This window comes from Pedobacter sp. Leaf132 (assembly GCF_920984695.1).
Lineage (GTDB): Bacteria > Bacteroidota > Bacteroidia > Sphingobacteriales > Sphingobacteriaceae > Pedobacter.
Genome location: NZ_CAKLBO010000001.1, coordinates 714,047 through 731,552, shown reverse-complemented (window position 1 = coordinate 731,552; position 17,506 = coordinate 714,047). Strand labels below are relative to the sequence as shown.

Genomic DNA, 17,506 nt, shown 5'->3' with positions numbered 1-17,506 from the left:
AAAGGCCTGATTTTAAAAAATCATGCCTTTCTTGTTTTATAAAATTAAGAAGATTGTTAAACGTTCTGCACATTATTTAATTCTATTGAAATTCTTTCCGCAATTTGTGATGCAGTAACAACTGCCTGATTTTCAGCTAGGCTATCTCCTGCGTTTCCATGTAGGTAGCAGGCCAATACGCATGCATCAATAGGCGAATATTTCTGAGCCACAAGCGAGGCTATAATACCCGTTAATACATCACCCATACCACCTTGCGCCATTGCAGGGTTACCTGTTGGATTTACATAAACTTTCTGATTTGGCGCACAAATAAATGTGTATTGATTCTTTAATACAATAACAACATTTAGTTTTTGCGCTTGCTTTCTTGCCGTTTCTACCCTATCCCACCAATTAGAATGTGCTCCGAAAAGTCTATCAAATTCTTTAACATGTGGCGTTAAGATAGAATTTTGTGGTAACTTCTCTAATAAATTTTGTTTTTTAGAGATTATATTTAATGCATCGGCATCAATTACCATCGATATATTTTCCGTAATTAACTTTTCGAGCATGCGTTCAGCTTCTTCAGAAGTTCCTAATCCCGGACCAATTGCAATTGCCGAAAATTTCTTTAAATTTTCTGTTTTAAAAATTTCATCGCGATCTATCGCCATAACTTCGGGCAATAAGGTATTTAACGCAATTAACCCATTATTTGGAATACAAGCCGTTGTTAAACCGGCTCCGCTATGCAAACAAGCTTTACAAGAAAGCAATGCGGCGCCCATGGTTTTTGTATCTCCTGCAATAATCAGAGCGTGACCATAAGTACCTTTATGGCTAAAAAGCTGACGAGGTTTTATTTTAGATTTGATATCATCCAAATCAACTAGAAAAAAATCTGAGTTCTGGTTTTGGATATAATCATTATTTAGTCCGATTGGAACAACTTCAAATTTTTGTGTTGCCTGCAAGCTTTCCGGAAAAAAGAAATTGATTTTTGGTCTTTCGAAACTGATGGTTTTGTAGGCTTTGATGCCCTCATAGTTATCCGGTAAATTTCCTTCTGCAAAAAAACCTGTCGGAACATCTACTGCATAAACTTTCTTTGCAGACGCATTTATTTTTTTTGCCAATTCAAGGTAATCCTTTGATAAAGGTCTATTTAAACCAGAACATAATATGGCGTCGATTATTATATCTGATGAGATATTTTTTAGGTCTGATGGCTTATTGAGGATAACCTTTTTACAACCCGATTCATTAAACCGCTGTAGATTTATAGAGAAATCGGCAGTTTCCTTATCGCTGAAGTTAACAATGTATACCTTAATACTTTCGTAACCATTTAACAATAAAATATGCGCTATAGCTAAGCCGTCGCCTCCATTATTCCCTTTGCCGCAGAAAATGGCAATCTTTTTATTGATGTTAAACTCATCCTTTAAAAAACATCTACAAAATGCTCTCGCAGCATTTTCCATCAAGTCAATTGACGCTATTGGTGTGCTGGAAATTGTAAATTCGTCGGCAGCACGCATTTGTGAAGAAGTAAGCAGAGTTTGCATAAAACGAATATATGGTTTTAGCAATAATAAAACTTAAGCGCTATTTGTTTCGGTTTTGAATAATAGGCGCATTTTATTTTTAACAAACAAATGCTTCATCAGTAATCAAAAAAGCTTATTCGTTTATTATAATCTTTTTAAACTGAAGTAAATCTTCGTAAAAATTTATGATAAGCACTGTTTTTGGTCTAGGTGTTACTAGCTTTTCATATACGTTTGTTTCAATTGAATCGAAAGTTTGTTTAGTTGATTTTATGATAACTAAAAAATCATTCTCTACTAAAAAATCAACGTGGAATTTATAATTAAGGATAACACCATTATAATTTACATCGTACTTTTTATTGGCTTCGAAGCTTATACCTTTATCAGAGAGCTCACTCTCGAAAGCTGATTTATACAAACCAGCATTTAAACTTTTACCTAAATGTCTATGAATATTCATTGCGATATTAATTAGTACCATAAATTTGCTACTAGAATTAATATCAGTTTGCGAATTGTTGTGCATATCTTGGTTGTCGTTGGATTGTAGAGAATCTAAATTAATCATAGCTAAAAACTATTGTTGGCTTTCTGTAACCAACTTTTCTCTCTTCCGTTTGTATTTGCGAACGGATTTCTACAACCTTTTCAACTTGTTTGTTAAAACGTTCTAAAGCTTTTCTTGCTTCAATAGCATCACCTTTAACTTTTTTCGACATTTTATCCATCGATTTCATATCAATGGTTGAGCTGCTTACTGTTTTATCTGAGTAACTATGAGTTTCTTCTGCTGATGCTTTAGCTTTTCCATTAGCTTCTAAAAGTTTAAGTCGTAATTTTTCAACTTCTTCTTCTTCTTCTGATTCTTTAACTTTCAGTTCGAGAATTTTAATGTTTGCTTTTAGCAGTTCAATTCTGTTGTTGAGATTTTTAACAGAATCCTGGGATACATTCGCTTTATAAGTTTGCGAAAGTGACACTTTGTAGCATGATACAAGAAGCACTAGAAATAGGAATTTTTTCATTACAATCTGTTTGGATTGCTAATCAATATCCAATAAGTGTGCCGCTGGAAATACACCGGATCTTAGAGCTTGCAGGAATGATTTGAGGAAAATTGAGCAAACCTGCAGTTTAGGTTGAGGAAAATTATCCCCAGAAAAATTGCTACGCGTTTTTCATCTCATCTTTGATAACCAAAAATAACTCATTTGGCCTTTGAGTTCCTATAAAATACTCTAAACCATCTCGGTCTGTTAATACAACTGCATCTTTACCAGATGAGTAGAAACGAATGGTGCCTTTTGTATGTAGGTTATATACGGGATTGTTAAAAAAATAACGACTGTAAGTTGTTTTACGAACATCCACAATACTGTTTAAATCTATTTTAACACGTTTGGTAGTCCAAAGACCATCTAAAATCATGCTACCATTATCAACAATAATTTTATATTGGATGAGGAAAAGCAGAAGCATAGAAACGCCTATTATCCCGAAACCCACTACCAGAAACAAATCTTGCGTATTATCGCGGTCGCGTTCGTAAACGTAAGCAGCAAAACAAAATGCTGCCATTATTAGCCTGATGAATATGCGAACATAATCACGACCAATATATTGTTTTTCGATATATGCGTACCTGCTTTCCAACTTATTTAATTTTGACTTCGAATATAGCAACTTTTTTTGTTGCCTTAGTTAATTTGTAGCGGTTATCCTGTCTAAATCCTGCAATCCAAATAATATCACCATTTCCGTTTATTAAAATTGGAATTTTGCCTTTCAAATGCAATGGAACTTTTTCATCGATAAAAAAGTCGCTAAGCTTTTTAAAATTTTGCATTCCTAGCGGGATAAACTTATCTCCATTTTGCCAGTTTCTCATCACCATTGGAAAAACCAGATTTTGAGCATCTACATAGACTACCCTCTTATCTGTCATAAAATTGATTTCATTACTAAAATTTAGGCTAAAATGATAATCGCCAAAGTAAAAATCAGTTTCTTGCTGATGAATCATTTTATGCTGATGAAAGCCATCATCAAGCTTTGAAATTATTAAAAAATCTCTGTCAATTATTGCCTGATGTGTGGCGCTTAAAAATTTCAATCCGCTTTGCTTATGCAGATTGCTAATTAAATCAGCCACAACCTGATCTGTAAAGTGGTATGGTTTCAGCAATTCAAATAATAATAAGTTTTGCGGCTCAAGTGCATCTATATCTTTTATTGCAATATATATCCCATCTTTTTTATGCTGAACGATTTGAAGCGACAACCGTTTAACACTCAAAATCAAAAATTCTTCCAACTGACTAAAACGGTTTATATTTTGCTCAAATGTGTGCTCGAGGTTTGGGTTAATTTGTTGAAGATGAGGAATTACATCTAGCCTTATTTTATTCCGAGTATAATTTGTGCTTAAGTTAGAGCTGTCTTCTACAAAGCTAATGTCGTGCTCATCAACTAAAGCATTAATTTCGGCTCTGGTGAGAAATAAAAGGGGCCGAATTAATTTATCCCGCTTGGGCAAAATACCATGCAAGCCACTAATTCCGGTTCCTCTAACCAAGTTAATCAGCACAGTTTCAACAGCGTCGTTTTGGTGTTGGGCTAAAGCGATATAATCATAACCATGCTGTACACGGATTTCTTCAAACCATTGGTAACGGAGTTCTCTCGCTGCCATTTGAGTAGAAATTTTATGTTCTGCAGCATATTTTTTTGTATCAAACTGCGTTAAATGAAAAGAAAGATTTAGCGAAGCTGATAACATTTTAACAAAATGTTCGTCGCGAGTTGCCTCATCTGCCCGTAAATTAAAATTACAATGGGCTACACCAATATTAACGCCTAAAGCTTTGAATAAATGAAGCATTAATATCGAATCTTTACCGCCGCTTACGGCAAGCAAAATCTTATTACCACTTGTAAACAGTTTATGCTGGTTTATAAATTCCTGAAATTGTTTTAAGGGTAACATTCATCAAAAATATTTAATTTTAATCGGTTTCTGAACGTTCAAAACAAAAAACTAACTTTGTAGGGTGCAAAAAATATTTGTCTTTCTCTTCTTTTTAATTGGTCCTTTGTTTTTATTCGGACAAAAAAAGGGTTCTATTATAAAAATTATTTCCTCATCGAGCGTAACGGGCGTTAGAGATAAGAATGCAATTTTCTTAAAAAACCCTGTTTTTCAGCAAGATAATGCAACACTAACTTGTGATAGCGCAATCTTTTACACCGAACGCAATTATTTTGAAGCCTATAGAAATGTTCACATCCAACAATTAACAACTGATATTTATTCGGATGAGCTGCAATATGATGGAAATAAAAAGCATGCGCATTTAACCGGAAATGTTAAAATGATTGATCCAAAATCTACCCTTACCACCAATATTTTGGATTATGATATGGTTGCAAAGATTGGTACTTATACCAGTGGCGGAAAAATTCAAACACAAGATGTTACGCTAACCAGCAAAAACGGATATTATTTTAACAATAGCAGCGATGCTTATTTCCGCTACAATGTATTGGTGGTTACCCCGCAAAGTACAATCAAGTCTGATACGATGCGCTACAACGTAGATACCAAATGGACTTATTTTTATGGCCCGACCAATATTAAAGGAAAAGACGATAATTTATATACTGAAAATGGCGCATACAACACCTTAACAGAAGATGCTTATTTCGGTAAAAAGAATTTATACACACAAGACACAAAATCGCTAAGAGGTGATAGTTTGTACTATTTTGGTAAAGCAGGATATGGTAAAGCGGTAAAAAATATAGTTTTTACAGATAAAAAAGACGGCACCAAAATGTTTGGCGATTTAGGTTATTACTATAAAATAGATCAACGAACACTGGTAACCAAAAACGCTTATGTAGATATTATTTCTGGTGATTCTATAACAGTAAAAGATAAAAAGCGCCCGGATACTTTAAGACTTGGAGCGGATACCCTGGAAACACAAATGGTATTACAGAAAACTTTGAAGCTTGTTCCAAAGATTTCTGTGAAAGCAGATAACCAGGTTGGTGAAGATGAGGAAGAAGGCGGAGATGCCGAAAAACCTGAAAAAAAAGGCAAACTACCGCCACCAGCTCGAAATATAGACAAGACTGAGCCTAAAAACGACCAGAAGCAAAAGAACAAACGTGGTGATAAAAATGAGCCAATAAAGCCAGATCTATTAAAAAAAGCTACGCTTGATAGTACAAAATTGAATCTGGATTCGCTCCGTAATAAAATACCCAAACCAGATAGCTTAAAAATAGCAGCTTCAAAGCTCAAGATTGATTCAACATTATCAAAATCTTCCACAAAATTGAAGGATAGTTTAAAGCTTGAGAAAGCTATAACACCTAATGTAAATACAAAAGCTAAAACAACAGTAGATAGTTTGCTTAACAAAAACGCTGTAGCTAAAAACTTAAAAAGTACTACAGCTAAAATTTTAAAGCCAGATTCGGTTATTAACCCTGCAGATACCGTTCAGGCAAGAACCATTAAAGCCTACCACAACGTTCGCATTTACAAAAGCAACATACAGGCAAAAACAGATAGTTTATTTTACACCAGCGCCGATTCTACTTTGCGCTGTTTCGTAAATCCTATTATTTGGTCAGAAGGTTCGCAAATGGTTGGCGATACCATTTATGTTCAATTCAAGAAAAATAAATTAAACAATTTGCAGGCTTTTAGGAATGCCTTTCTAGTAAATACTCCAATCGATTCTTTACGGTTTAATCAAATTAAAGGCCGATACATGACTGGCTTTTTTTCCGAAGGAAAACTTAAAACTTTATATGTTGATGGAAATGCTGAAAGTATTTATTACACACAAGATGATAGCACAAAGGTTTACAAAGAGATGAACCAAACTTTGAGTAGCCGGATAAAGTTCACTTTTAAAAATAACGATATTGATGACATTACCTACATCAGCAGTGTAGAAGGTGCACTAAACCCCGAAAATACCATTGCTAAAGATCATGTTTTAAAAGGATTTTCGTGGAAACCGAAAGAAAGACCACGGTCTAAAAAAGATGCTATTGGTTCTGTTGGCAAACCTAAAGCGAAAGCTAAAGCCCCGGTTACTAAATCAACTGCAATAAAGAAGCCTGTGTCGCCAAAAGTTAATTCGCCATCGGTTTCTAAAGATATTCCCAAAATTATTGCACCAAAAAACACTGCAAAAATAGACTCTTTGCTAAATGAAATTAAACCAATTTTACCGAAAATGGATTCTACTTCAGTAAAACCAAAAGGAATTAATTATTGATTTAAGATTTAAGGAAAGTCAGCATTTTTTGCAAAGCAATTGCCCTGTGACTTATTCTGTTTTTTTCAGCAAGGTTCATCTCTGCAAAGGTAATTTCATAGCCATCTGGTTGAAAAATCGGGTCGTAACCAAAACCATTTGAACCTGATAATTCTGTTCTGATTGTTCCATTAATCACACCCTCAAATAAATGATTTTGTCCGTCCTGCATTAAGGATATAACCGTTTTAAATCTGGCTTTTCTATTTTCAGAACCTTGTAATTTAGCCAAAACCAATTGAATATTTTCAGCGCTATCTCTACTCCCAGCGTAGCGGGCAGAATAAACACCAGGCTCATTATTTAAAGCTTCAATTTCTAAACCGCTATCATCAGCAAAACAATCTAAATTGTAATGCGCAACAACATAACCACTTTTTAAGGTTGCATTACCATCAAAAGTATCAGCAGTTTCCGGAATATCGGTTTCGCAACCAATATCTTTTAAATTCAAAACCTCATACTGACCAGCCAACGCAGCACGAATTTCTTCTGTTTTATGGTCGTTATTAGTAGCGAAAACGAGCTTTTTCATTAAAAAGAGTATTTATTTTATAAGTTGAAGATTTGCCCAAAGCATTTTCTTTGCTGGTAAATCTGCATCCAAATCATGCAGGTTCGGTGCAAAAATCATTCTTGTATTTTGATAAAGGATAATTTCATTTTTCCAGGCGAGATTTAGTTTCAATTGATGGATATCAACCCCAAATGATAACATTAGTTGCGGATTAAAAAATTGCTGAAGTTCTGAAAAGTCGGTATTATGGTAGGCTGCATAATTCAATAATGCAAAATCAGCCGTTACTAAATCAATCGCTTTAACAATTTTTCTAAGCAAATCTCTACCCTGTTCTGTACTTACATCATTAACATTATCGTTAACCAAAATCAACACCGACTTTTTATTGCCTCCTAAAAATTTGAAAGGCTTCGGCTGTGTTAAAGGTTCTTCAAGAATTACTGTTTTTACGCTGTTTTCCTGATAAACGGGAATTGATGTTGACTGAATATTGGATATAGAAGTTGTTTCTTTACCTTCCGTTGGTACGCTTTTCAACTCCGTTACCGTAGTAGGCAAATCATTCAATACGGTGTTGTCACTAGCTTCAGCCGAGATTTTTACCGAATTATCCTCTACTAAGAATACATCATCAGTAAAAAATAATCGTAAAGCGTTGGCATTGTTGGTAAGCTGGTTTTCCATTCGTATTTTTGCAGTATAATAATATCTGTTAAAATTAGTTAAATATCTTATAATAGCTCCGCTAATTGTTACTTTTATCCATTACAATTTATAGAATCCTCCGGGTGAGAAAAGCATATTGCTTACTTATTTTTTGTGTAGTAACAAACGCTGCAATTGCTCAAAATGTTGCTACAATAAATAATAAAACAATAAGCAGTAAAGAATTTATGTGGGCTTATAAAAAAAGTCACAACGGAAGCGCTAATACAGACTATAATACCCTTGCAAACTATTTAAACTTATACATTAATTTTAAGCTTAAAGTTTTAGATGCGAAGGAAATGGGTTTAGATAAAAGCAAAAATTTTCAGGAAGAGGTTAAAACTTACGAAAATGCATTAGCAGAACATAAAAAAGTTAACAATAAGGGTAAAGAACACGATTTTTTACTAAATGAATACCGCGAGGGTGTGCTGATGTTTAATATCTCAGAACAAAAAATCTGGAGTAAAGCACAAGATGATGATGAAGCAATTGCCGGGTTTTATCAAACAAATAAACTGAAATACAATAAACCATTAAGCGAAATAAAAGGTGATGTAATTGCCGATTATCAGCAAAAATTAGAAGAAAATTGGCTCAATAACCTTAAACAGAAATATCAGGTTAAAATTAACGAGAATGAACTGCGCAAATTAGCGAAGCTATAAATTGCAATACATTCAATTAATAAGGGCATTAATATTAAATTTGCAAAATACAATAAATAGAATGAAGAAAGTTTTTTTAGTAGTAACTGCGTTGTTGGGCTTGTTTTTAAACACTTATGCTCAAAAGAACAATTTAGATAAAGTTGCTGCTGTTGTAGGAAATAATATTATTCTCCTATCGGATATTAATCAACAATACACCCAAATTTTGTATCAAGGCCAGGCGGCTGATCCGAACATTAAATGCAAAATTTTAGAAAATACCTTAATACAGAAATTGCTTAAACAGCAAGCTGAAATCGATTCGATTATGGTTGATGACAGCCAGGTTGATGATGAAGTAAACAGACGTATGCGTTACAGCATTAATCGTGCAGGCGGACAGGAGCGTTTAGAGCAGTTTTTAAATAAATCTGTTTTACAATACAAAGATGAGATGAGGCCATCTATTAAAGATGAGTTGATTGCGCAAAAAATGCAATCTAAAATCACCGAAAACATCAATGTAACTCCATTAGAGGTTGAGAAATATTACAAATCTTTAGGTGATACACTTCCTGAGTTTAATACAGAAGTTGAAGTTGGAGAGGTTATTCTTCATCCTCAATTAACAAAAGCAGAGAAAGAAAAATTTCATGATAAAATTGAAGCTTTACGCTTGAGAATTAAAGGTGGTGAAGATTTTGGTGCTTTAGCAAAAGCATATTCAGAAGATCCGGGTTCAGTTGGTGATGGTGGAGATTTAGGTTTTTTTGATAGAAGCCAGATGGCAAAAGAATTTACTTCATGGGCCTTCAAACTTAAAGCAGGCGAAATGTCGCCCGTTTTTGAAACAGAATTTGGATTTCATATTTTGCAGGTTATAGAACGAAGAGGCGAACAGGTGCATGCCCGTCATATTTTAGTTATGCCGAAAAGTACACAGGCAAGTATCGACCGTACAAAACTACATGCAGATAGTATCTACAACAACATCATGGCAAAAAAACTAAGTTTTGCAGCCGCAGCGAACCTTTATTCTGATAATAAAGAAACAAAATATAACGGTGGTATGATGTTGAATGCAGAAAATGTACAGAGTAGAACTACATTTATCCCAATTGATAAATTAGACCCTGCAGTATTTTTGGTAATTGATACCATGAAAGTTGGTGGCATTTCTAAACCAGAATTATTTACAGCTGCTGATGGTAAGCAAGGTTACAGAATTTTATACCTTAAATCTAAAATTCCACCACACAAAGCAAACCTGGTTCAGGATTTTCCAAAAATAAAGGCAGCAGCACAAGATGATAAAACCAACCGTACATTGAGCGAATGGTTTGAAAAAAGAAGAGAAAGCACTTACATTAAAATCGATCCAGACTTTCAAACTTGCGATTCATTAAAAATCTGGACAAAATCGAGCACTAGCACAGAAACAAAATAATGCCTATGCAATACAGGAATGAAGTAGAAGCTGTAGATGCCCTTCATCAGTCTTTCAATACCATCAAAGCAGAAATTAGCAAGGTTGTTGTTGGACAAGATGACATTATAAAATCTGTGTTAATCGCCATTTTTAGTAACGGACATTGTTTACTGGTTGGCGTACCCGGATTAGCCAAAACTTTACTTGTACAAACGGTAGCTTCGGTGCTGGATTTAGATTTTAATAGAATTCAGTTCACACCAGATTTAATGCCAAGCGATATTATTGGCGCAGAGATATTAGGCGAAGACAGGCACTTTAAATTTATAAAAGGGCCTGTTTTTTCAAATATTATCCTTGCTGATGAAATTAACAGAACGCCACCTAAAACTCAGGCGGCTTTGTTAGAGGCCATGCAAGAAAAATCGGTAACGGCAGCAGGTCAAACCCATTCCCTTCCAAAGCCTTTTTTCGTTTTAGCAACACAAAACCCTATTGAGCAAGAAGGAACCTATCCATTACCCGAAGCACAATTAGACCGCTTTATGTTTAACATTCAGCTTAATTATCCTGCATTTGCAGATGAGTTGAATATTGTAAGAAACACCACCAGCAACAAAACCACTCCGCTACAAAAAATTATTCATGCTGATGATATACAATATTTTCAAAAATTAATACGTGATATTCCTGTAACAGATAATGTGTTGGAATACGCGGTAAAACTTGCCGCTAAAAGCCGCCCGAATACGGAGTTTGCAACAGATGCGATAAATAAATATGTAAGTTGGGGTGCTGGACCCAGAGCATCGCAATTTTTGGTTTTGGGCGCTAAATGTCATGCTGCAATAAGCGGTAAATATGCACCAGACATAGAGGATGTTCAAGCGGTTGCTGAACCGATTCTGCGCCATCGAATTGTTCGTAATTATCGTGCTGAAGCAGAAGGTTTATCTATTGAGAAGATAATCAACGATTTACTCTAAAACTTTATTGTTATGCTGAATTTATTTCAGCATCGTAAGCCTTGGTAAATTAACTACATCACTTAGCTTCCATATAATTAAAAGATTACCGCAACAATTTTAAGATTAATTAAACAATGTCCTTAAAATTTATTTTTTTGAACATTGTTGTTATCTTTACACACATTAAAAAGCAAATTTTAAATCAAAAATATTAGATATGTCAGCTCACGACTCACACGCACCAGTTCAGCAAACAAAAGGGATTTGGGCATTACCATTAACCGTATGGATTATCGTTTTAATCCTTTGCGTGGTTTTTACCAGACCTATTTTTCATCATGCAGAAGAAGGAACTTCATCTTCCCATGAAAAAACAGAAGCTGCACATACTGAAGAAGCAAAACCTCATCACTAAGATTTTTTTAAGTGAAGCAAAGAAGGTTCTGATATTAGTTTATCAGAACCTTATTTATTTTAGGCATTATTAAAGTGAATTTAGGCATCATTCCAGCATTGCGAGGCACAATGAAATCTTTTGTCAGGAGATTGCTCCGCAACTCGAAATGACGATTTTATTAATTGTTTTTGCTTCAATGACCGTAAAAGAATCAAAGTTTTCGTTACTTAATTTGATTCATTAAATTAGGGAAATCGGTAATGATACCGTCAACACCTAAACTCTTGAAATAGTTGATGTCTTTAATGGTATTAACCGTCCAGGGTATAATTTTAACGCCCATGGCGTGGCATCTATCTACCAATCCTTTACCAACTAAAACAGAGTAAGGACTATATATTGTCGGCTTAAATCCAAGTTTTTTTATATAATCTTCAAAAGATTCTTTCTCATCAATTAACAAAGAAGTTTGAATTTTAGGATATTTTTCATGAAGATATTGAAGCGTTCGCATATCAAACGATTCGATAATAACCCTTTTGGTCAGTTTTTTTTCCGTAACTACAGCCATAATCAATTCAATAAATTCAGCCGGCTCAGGATGAAATTCATTATCACCGTTATTTATGGTTTTGGTTTCGATGCTATACATCGGTTTTGAAAGTTTATTTTCTTTAACATAAGCTTCAACGGCATCAATTGTTTCTGTAAGCGATGGTTTGTAAGCTTTAAATTTCATTTGCCCGGGAAAACGGTTATGAATTTTGCTGCCAACATCAAATTTCTTTATCTCCTCATAATTCATTTTATAAATATTGAAATTCTTTTGATCCTTCAAGGTAATGGCCTTTCCGTTGGGTTGTAAAGAAATTTCGGAATTAAAATATGGCTCTTGAGATAAAATTACCTGTTTGTCTTTTGAGATAACTGCATCCATTTCTATTGTAGTAACGCCTAAATCTAAGGCTTTAAGCATTCCCTGTATTGTGTTTTCGGGCATAATGCCTCTTGCACCGGCTTTACCCTGAACATCAAACTTCTGTTTTTGAGCAAAAGCATCAATAATAAATAAGAAGAAGATTGGAAACAGTATTAATTTTTTAATCATGAAATTTATTTTTATCATAAACGTAAAACTAATGCTTTACATATAAAAAAAGGGCTTTCTTTTTACAGATAGCCCTTCTAAAGGTTCACATTATAAATTATCTTTCTGCTGGTACAAAAGCCTGAACAATTAAGTTCCAGCTTGCATCAGCAGCTTTTTCGTAAATGAAAACATAATTAAAGCTTTCACGTAAATCTGCTTTGTAATCAATAGTTGCAACGCCATAAGTATAAGCAAAATCGCTACCAGCAGCCTTATCAACTCCTGTTGTTTTAAGGTTTATCTTACTTATCATCCCATTAAAAAATGATAGTATTTTGCCTTTGCCTTCAATGGCTTCATTACCAGGAAAAAGTAAACGGGCATCATTAGTTAAAAATCCTCCAAAAGCACCAATACCATGAGTTTTAAGGAAGGTATTAAGCGTTTTCTCGGTAGTAAGAATAACATCTTTACCAGCCTTTATTTCTTTCTCGTTTATGAAAGTTTTAGGCGCCACACGCTCTTTTGGTTCAACAAATCTATCTGCAATTTTTTGCAGTGGTTTATTACTCTCTGTGCCTAAATCAATAGCTAGCTTCCATTTACCAGCTTCTGCTTTCCAAATAGATAAATACTGACCATATTTTTTATCAGTTGTACCAACAGCATAGTTTCCAGTGGTAAATCCCCAATCGCCACTTTTAGAAACCTTTGCCAAATTAGGCTCCCAATTTACTTCATTCATGCCTTTAGATTGGCTCGCATAGAAAGTTTTTGCATTTACCGGGTTCGGTCTAAATACTAATGTGTTTGCTGATGAGTATTCTATATACGACTCTTTATCACCATTTTTTGCTATCGATTTAGCGAATTCTTTTTCTGCATTAACTAAAGATTTTGTAGTTCCATCGCTCTTTTGTGCAAATGCACCAAAAGCTAAAAGCGAAGCCAATGCGGTTGAGAAGATTTGTTTCATCTGTAGATATTTATTATTTGTTAGTTTTTATAAAGAAATACGCCTTGTATGGATATCTGTGTTGAGAATTTCGCACATGACTACTTCAACTATGTTTTTATGTTTAGATAGAGCGAATATAAAATTTTCTTTTGGCTGCATATTTAAAAGTAATTAACAATTAAACATTGCTATTTCTCACGATAAATGGTTTCCAAAACCGTTTGTCCGGTTGCCTTTAATGTATTTTTATCAATGTTGGCTAAGTTATCCAATTGGGTATGCCAATTAATGTAAAACCCACTGTTATCGTTATAATGAATAATATCGACGCAAGGAACGCCGGCTTTATTAACCCAGAAATGATCATCAACTAACTTTCCGCTTGGGATACTTACAAAGTATGATGAATAACCAATTTCACTACCGATATTCCAAACTTTATTAACAACTTCAGGAGCAGATTGGCGGGATATTTCATCTTGAGTAAACTGAGCGTTCCCGCCGCCTACCATATCCAGATTGATACCATAAATAGCTTTATAGCCCATTTTCACCGCATTTTTAGCCCAATATTGCGAACCCAAACACCAGGTGATTTCATCAGGTGTTTCATCATTAGCTTTACCGTAGTCTTCCAAATCCCAAAGCACAAAATCTACACCAACATTAGGTTGTTTTTGTTGAATCTGGCGAGCCATTTCAAGTATTACAGCCACTCCGCTACCCGCATCATTTGCAGCATCGAAGGGTTTTGTATGATTTACAGGGTCGGTATCTTGATCAGAAAATGGCCTAGCATCCCAATGGGCGGTAACCAAAACCCTGTTCTTATTTTCAGGATTAAAGCTTGCCACAATGTTTTTTAGCTGAAAGGTTTTACCATCATAAGTTTTAGTTGGTTCGCCCTCAATATTTACCTTTGCACCAAATGATTTTAATTTACTAACCAGATAAATAGCACATTTTTTGTGGGCATTGGTTCCAGGAATACGCGGACCGAAATCTACCTGAGCTTTTGTATATGCAAAGGCACTATCAGCATTAAAATCTGGTGAAACCAACTTAATTTCCGTTGTTGTAGTTTCGCTGTCTTCTGAAGATTTTTTCTCGTTTTTACAGGCTTGAAAAGCAAAAATTGTAAGTAAGGATAGTATTAAAAGTTTTTTATTCATTGTTATAAGTTAAAAGCTGAAAGGGAAAAGATTAAAGCTTAAATGAAAAGTTAAACCTTACTCCAGGTTGTACCTTCTTTGCCATCTTTGAGCTGAATACCCAATTCTTGCAAACCAATTCTGATTTTATCAGATGTGGCATAATCCTTATTTTCTTTTGCTTCCTTACGGAGCTGAATCACCATATCTAAAACGCTATTCAGTTCAAGATTATCAGATTCCTCATCCTTTAATCCTAAAATTTCAAAAACAAATTCATTAATCAACGCTTTTAACTTCTCTAGCTCAGTTAACGAAATTTTGCCTTTACCATCGTAAATCGTATTGATAATTCTTACCGCCTCAAACAATTCGGCAATTAAAACCGGACTGTTAAAATCATCATTCATAGCGTTAATGCATTTTTCTTTAATTGCATCAACATCAAAATCGCTTTCTGCGGATGTTTGAAGTTTATCAAGCAAACTCACAGAAGCCATTAATCTTCTGAAACCTTTTTCTGATGCATCCAAAGCATCATTTGAAAAATCCAAAGTACTGCGATAATGCGCCTGAAGCATAAAAAATTTAACCGTCATCGGGCTATAGCCTTTTCTTAACAGAGGATGGTTGCCGGTAAACAACTCTAAAGGAAGGAAACCGTTGCCTGCCGATTTCGACATACGCGTTCCATTAACAGTAAGCATATTGGTATGCATCCAAAAACGTGCAGGTTGATGGTGACTGCAAGCCTCAGATTGTGCAATTTCATTTGTATGGTGTGTTGCGGCTAAATCCATACCACCACCGTGAATGTCGAATTCGGCACCCAGATATTTAGCACTCATTGCCGAGCATTCTATATGCCAACCCGGAAAACCCATGCCCCATGGCGATTGCCATTGCATTAAAGTTTCAGGCTTTGCATTGATCCATAAAGCAAAATCCAACCGACCTCTTTTTTCATCTTGCCCACCCAATTCGCGGGTGTTATTCAGCATATCTTCCAGGTTACGGTTAGTTAATATGGTATAATTATATTCTTTGCTATATTTCTCAACATCAAAATATACATTTCCACCAATTTCATAGGCGTATCCATTTTCAATGATAACTTTTATCATCTCAATTTGCTCAATAATATGCCCGGTTGCAGTAGGCTCAATACTTGGCGGAAGTGTATTAAACATGCGTAGTACATCATGAAAACCTAATGTGTATTTCTGCACAATTTCCATTGGCTCCAACTGCTCTAACTTAGCTCGTTTTGCAAATTTATCATCGCCCTCATCCCTATCACCCTCCAAATGCCCTGCATCTGTAATATTTCGTACGTAACGAACCTTGTAGCCCGAGTATTTTAGGTATCTGAAAATTAAATCAAAAGAAATAAACGTGCGGCAGTTACCCAGGTGCACATCGCTGTAAACCGTCGGACCGCAAACATACATCCCAACATTGGGTGCATTTAAAGGTATAAATTCTTCTTTTTTTCGAGAAAGCGTGTTGTAAAGCTGTAAGCCATTATTCATATTGCAAATGTAATATTTACCAATGGAAAGTTCGGAATTGTTTAATTGCCAAAACACTTTATTGACAATGTATAAATCAAAAAGCTTTTTATTTGAAGAGCAAGCTAGTATTTCAATTAATGTTAGTCTTGCTTTACATTGCCCGCCTACCGTAGGTGGGGAAGTCCTCTCTACACTCCGGGCTTTACATTTCAATCAGGTCTAAATAACTAAAAGAAATTCAAATATTAACCGTCGTCTCGACTGGAGCGTAGCGCAACGGAGAGATCTTTTAACCAAGAATAATTTTTATTCAAAGATTTCTCCACTTCGGTCGACATGACGATAATCTCCGCAACCTCGGCTGCTGCGCAGTGGAGCGGAAAGAACTTTGAACATAAAATTTAAGGATTATAGTTATCCCCAAACAAAAAAAGCTCAAACTGGGTGTCCGATTTGAGCTTATTGTATAAGGAATAAAACGTACTTAGTTTTTCAATTTGGATTTAAAAACCTTTTCTAACTTCTCTAGTTTCGGTAAAATCACTAATCTACAGTAAGCCTGGTCGCCGTTGTTTTTATAGTAATTTTGATGATAGCTCTCTGCTACATAAAATGGCTTAGCTTGTTCAATAGCCGTTACCACTTTTTTGCCAAAAGCATTCGTTTTGTTTAACTCATCTTTAAACTTATCGGCCAATGCTTTTTGTTCTGCATTATGGTAAAAAATAACCGAACGATATTGAGTTCCGCTATCTGCACCCTGGCGGTTTAAAGTAGTCGGGTCGTGGCTTTTCCAAAAAACTTCTAATAATTCAGTATAACTGATTTGCAAAGGATTATAAGTAATCTGCAAAACTTCGGCATGCCCGGTTAAACCAGTACAAACCTCTTCATAGGTTGGATTGGCAATTTTACCGCCTTCATAACCAGATTTTACAGAAGTAACTCCTTTTATTTTCTGAAAGATAGCTTCCGTACACCAGAAACAGCCCATTCCAAAGGTAGCCTGCTCGCCTTTTTTGCCTTGTGCATTTGCGGTCCCAATAAGAAGCACTGTTAGTAGAATTAAAATTATTTTTTTCATGTTTTTGTGTGTTTTTAAGCAACCAACATTATCAATTACTAACCTATATTACGAAATAAAAACATTTTAAGTTTCTATTGTTTTAATAATGGATTTTGCATGACAAACTAATTTTTGTGGATTCAGAATTGACTGTTAATAACTTAAAAATCTATATATC

Annotated in this window: 17 protein-coding genes; 5 read left to right on the top strand and 12 right to left on the bottom strand. The window is 34.9% G+C overall.

The features are described from left to right. Window positions 1-56 precede the first annotated feature (56 nt). The 5 genes from LUA86_RS03190 to tilS all read right to left on the bottom strand — a co-directional run bounded on the left by LUA86_RS03190 (window position 57) and on the right by tilS (window position 4,524). Entirely contained in the window at window positions 57-1,553 is a 1,497-nt protein-coding gene (locus tag LUA86_RS03190; protein ID WP_231459108.1) for an NAD(P)H-hydrate dehydratase, read from the bottom strand. A gap of 115 nt (window positions 1,554-1,668) precedes the next feature. Next, window positions 1,669-2,019, bottom strand: coding sequence for a GxxExxY protein (locus LUA86_RS03185; protein ID WP_255713362.1), 351 nt, complete (start codon window positions 2,017-2,019; stop codon window positions 1,669-1,671). A 79-nt stretch (window positions 2,020-2,098) separates the two neighbouring features. Continuing rightward, window positions 2,099-2,563, bottom strand: a complete 465-nt coding sequence (locus LUA86_RS03180) for a hypothetical protein (protein WP_231459106.1) — start codon at window positions 2,561-2,563, stop codon at window positions 2,099-2,101. A gap of 142 nt (window positions 2,564-2,705) precedes the next feature. Beyond that, window positions 2,706-3,191 (bottom strand): hypothetical protein, encoded by a 486-nt coding sequence (locus LUA86_RS03175; protein WP_231459105.1) that lies wholly within the window; start codon window positions 3,189-3,191, stop codon window positions 2,706-2,708. A 1-nt stretch (window position 3,192) separates the two neighbouring features. Next, entirely contained in the window at window positions 3,193-4,524 is a 1,332-nt protein-coding gene (tilS, locus tag LUA86_RS03170) for a tRNA lysidine(34) synthetase TilS (RefSeq protein ID WP_231459104.1), read from the bottom strand. Window positions 4,525-4,588: 64 nt separating this feature from the next. Between tilS and LUA86_RS03165 the strand changes: the two genes are divergently transcribed. Next, the gene (locus tag LUA86_RS03165; RefSeq protein WP_231459103.1) at window positions 4,589-6,838 is read left to right on the top strand and encodes an OstA-like protein; all 2,250 of its coding nucleotides are present in this window, start codon (window positions 4,589-4,591) and stop codon (window positions 6,836-6,838) included. A 1-nt stretch (window position 6,839) separates the two neighbouring features. Here LUA86_RS03165 and LUA86_RS03160 read toward each other — a convergent pair whose 3' ends face one another. Both LUA86_RS03160 and LUA86_RS03155 read right to left on the bottom strand, forming a co-directional pair. Then, complete coding sequence (locus LUA86_RS03160; RefSeq protein ID WP_231459102.1) at window positions 6,840-7,412, bottom strand: non-canonical purine NTP diphosphatase; 573 nt, start codon at window positions 7,410-7,412, stop codon at window positions 6,840-6,842. Between the two features lie 12 nt (window positions 7,413-7,424). Continuing rightward, entirely contained in the window at window positions 7,425-8,081 is a 657-nt protein-coding gene (locus tag LUA86_RS03155; protein ID WP_231459101.1) for a hypothetical protein, read from the bottom strand. Window positions 8,082-8,185: 104 nt separating this feature from the next. On the opposite strand from LUA86_RS03155, the gene LUA86_RS03150 reads away from it, so the two are divergent. The 4 genes from LUA86_RS03150 (at window position 8,186) to LUA86_RS03135 (ending at window position 11,567) form a co-directional block, all read left to right on the top strand. After that, complete coding sequence (locus LUA86_RS03150; protein WP_231459100.1) at window positions 8,186-8,773, top strand: hypothetical protein; 588 nt, start codon at window positions 8,186-8,188, stop codon at window positions 8,771-8,773. A gap of 61 nt (window positions 8,774-8,834) precedes the next feature. Next, window positions 8,835-10,202 carry a peptidylprolyl isomerase gene (locus tag LUA86_RS03145; protein ID WP_231459099.1) on the top strand — a complete coding sequence of 456 codons (1,368 nt, stop codon included), beginning with the start codon at window positions 8,835-8,837 and terminating at the stop codon, window positions 10,200-10,202. A gap of 5 nt (window positions 10,203-10,207) precedes the next feature. Further along, the gene (locus tag LUA86_RS03140; RefSeq protein WP_231459098.1) at window positions 10,208-11,170 is read left to right on the top strand and encodes a MoxR family ATPase; all 963 of its coding nucleotides are present in this window, start codon (window positions 10,208-10,210) and stop codon (window positions 11,168-11,170) included. Between the two features lie 199 nt (window positions 11,171-11,369). Beyond that, window positions 11,370-11,567 (top strand): hypothetical protein, encoded by a 198-nt coding sequence (locus LUA86_RS03135; protein ID WP_231459097.1) that lies wholly within the window; start codon window positions 11,370-11,372, stop codon window positions 11,565-11,567. A gap of 205 nt (window positions 11,568-11,772) precedes the next feature. On the opposite strand, the gene LUA86_RS03130 is transcribed toward LUA86_RS03135, so the two are convergent. From LUA86_RS03130 to msrA, 5 genes are all read right to left on the bottom strand, one after another. After that, window positions 11,773-12,657: a glycerophosphodiester phosphodiesterase family protein gene (locus LUA86_RS03130; protein WP_231459096.1), complete on the bottom strand. Its 885-nt coding sequence runs from the start codon at window positions 12,655-12,657 to the stop codon at window positions 11,773-11,775. A gap of 97 nt (window positions 12,658-12,754) precedes the next feature. Then, window positions 12,755-13,615, bottom strand: coding sequence for a nuclear transport factor 2 family protein (locus LUA86_RS03125; RefSeq protein ID WP_231459095.1), 861 nt, complete (start codon window positions 13,613-13,615; stop codon window positions 12,755-12,757). 170 nt (window positions 13,616-13,785) lie between these two features. Continuing rightward, window positions 13,786-14,769: a M28 family peptidase gene (locus tag LUA86_RS03120; protein WP_231459094.1), complete on the bottom strand. Its 984-nt coding sequence runs from the start codon at window positions 14,767-14,769 to the stop codon at window positions 13,786-13,788. A 50-nt stretch (window positions 14,770-14,819) separates the two neighbouring features. Next, window positions 14,820-16,280, bottom strand: coding sequence for a cysteine--tRNA ligase (gene cysS, locus LUA86_RS03115; protein WP_231459093.1), 1,461 nt, complete (start codon window positions 16,278-16,280; stop codon window positions 14,820-14,822). A gap of 466 nt (window positions 16,281-16,746) precedes the next feature. Further along, window positions 16,747-17,346 carry a peptide-methionine (S)-S-oxide reductase MsrA gene (gene msrA / locus LUA86_RS03110; RefSeq protein ID WP_231459092.1) on the bottom strand — a complete coding sequence of 200 codons (600 nt, stop codon included), beginning with the start codon at window positions 17,344-17,346 and terminating at the stop codon, window positions 16,747-16,749. Between the last annotated feature and the right edge of the window lie 160 nt (window positions 17,347-17,506).

Excerpts from the sequence above, each read along its gene's own strand:
- LUA86_RS03190 (WP_231459108.1), bottom strand. The coding sequence starts at position 1,553 with ATGCAAACTCTGCTTACTTCTTCACAAATGCGTGCTGCCGACGAATTT.
- LUA86_RS03185 (WP_255713362.1), bottom strand. The coding sequence starts at position 2,019 with ATGGTACTAATTAATATCGCAATGAATATTCATAGACATTTAGGTAAA.
- LUA86_RS03180 (WP_231459106.1), bottom strand. The coding sequence starts at position 2,563 with ATGAAAAAATTCCTATTTCTAGTGCTTCTTGTATCATGCTACAAAGTG.
- tilS (WP_231459104.1), bottom strand. The coding sequence starts at position 4,524 with ATGTTACCCTTAAAACAATTTCAGGAATTTATAAACCAGCATAAACTG.
- LUA86_RS03160 (WP_231459102.1), bottom strand. The coding sequence starts at position 7,412 with ATGAAAAAGCTCGTTTTCGCTACTAATAACGACCATAAAACAGAAGAA.
- LUA86_RS03155 (WP_231459101.1), bottom strand. The coding sequence starts at position 8,081 with ATGGAAAACCAGCTTACCAACAATGCCAACGCTTTACGATTATTTTTT.
- LUA86_RS03145 (WP_231459099.1), top strand. The coding sequence starts at position 8,835 with ATGAAGAAAGTTTTTTTAGTAGTAACTGCGTTGTTGGGCTTGTTTTTA.
- LUA86_RS03140 (WP_231459098.1), top strand. The coding sequence starts at position 10,208 with ATGCAATACAGGAATGAAGTAGAAGCTGTAGATGCCCTTCATCAGTCT.
- LUA86_RS03135 (WP_231459097.1), top strand. The coding sequence starts at position 11,370 with ATGTCAGCTCACGACTCACACGCACCAGTTCAGCAAACAAAAGGGATT.
- LUA86_RS03130 (WP_231459096.1), bottom strand. The coding sequence starts at position 12,657 with ATGATTAAAAAATTAATACTGTTTCCAATCTTCTTCTTATTTATTATT.
- LUA86_RS03125 (WP_231459095.1), bottom strand. The coding sequence starts at position 13,615 with ATGAAACAAATCTTCTCAACCGCATTGGCTTCGCTTTTAGCTTTTGGT.
- LUA86_RS03120 (WP_231459094.1), bottom strand. The coding sequence starts at position 14,769 with ATGAATAAAAAACTTTTAATACTATCCTTACTTACAATTTTTGCTTTT.
- cysS (WP_231459093.1), bottom strand. The coding sequence starts at position 16,280 with ATGAATAATGGCTTACAGCTTTACAACACGCTTTCTCGAAAAAAAGAA.
- msrA (WP_231459092.1), bottom strand. The coding sequence starts at position 17,346 with ATGAAAAAAATAATTTTAATTCTACTAACAGTGCTTCTTATTGGGACC.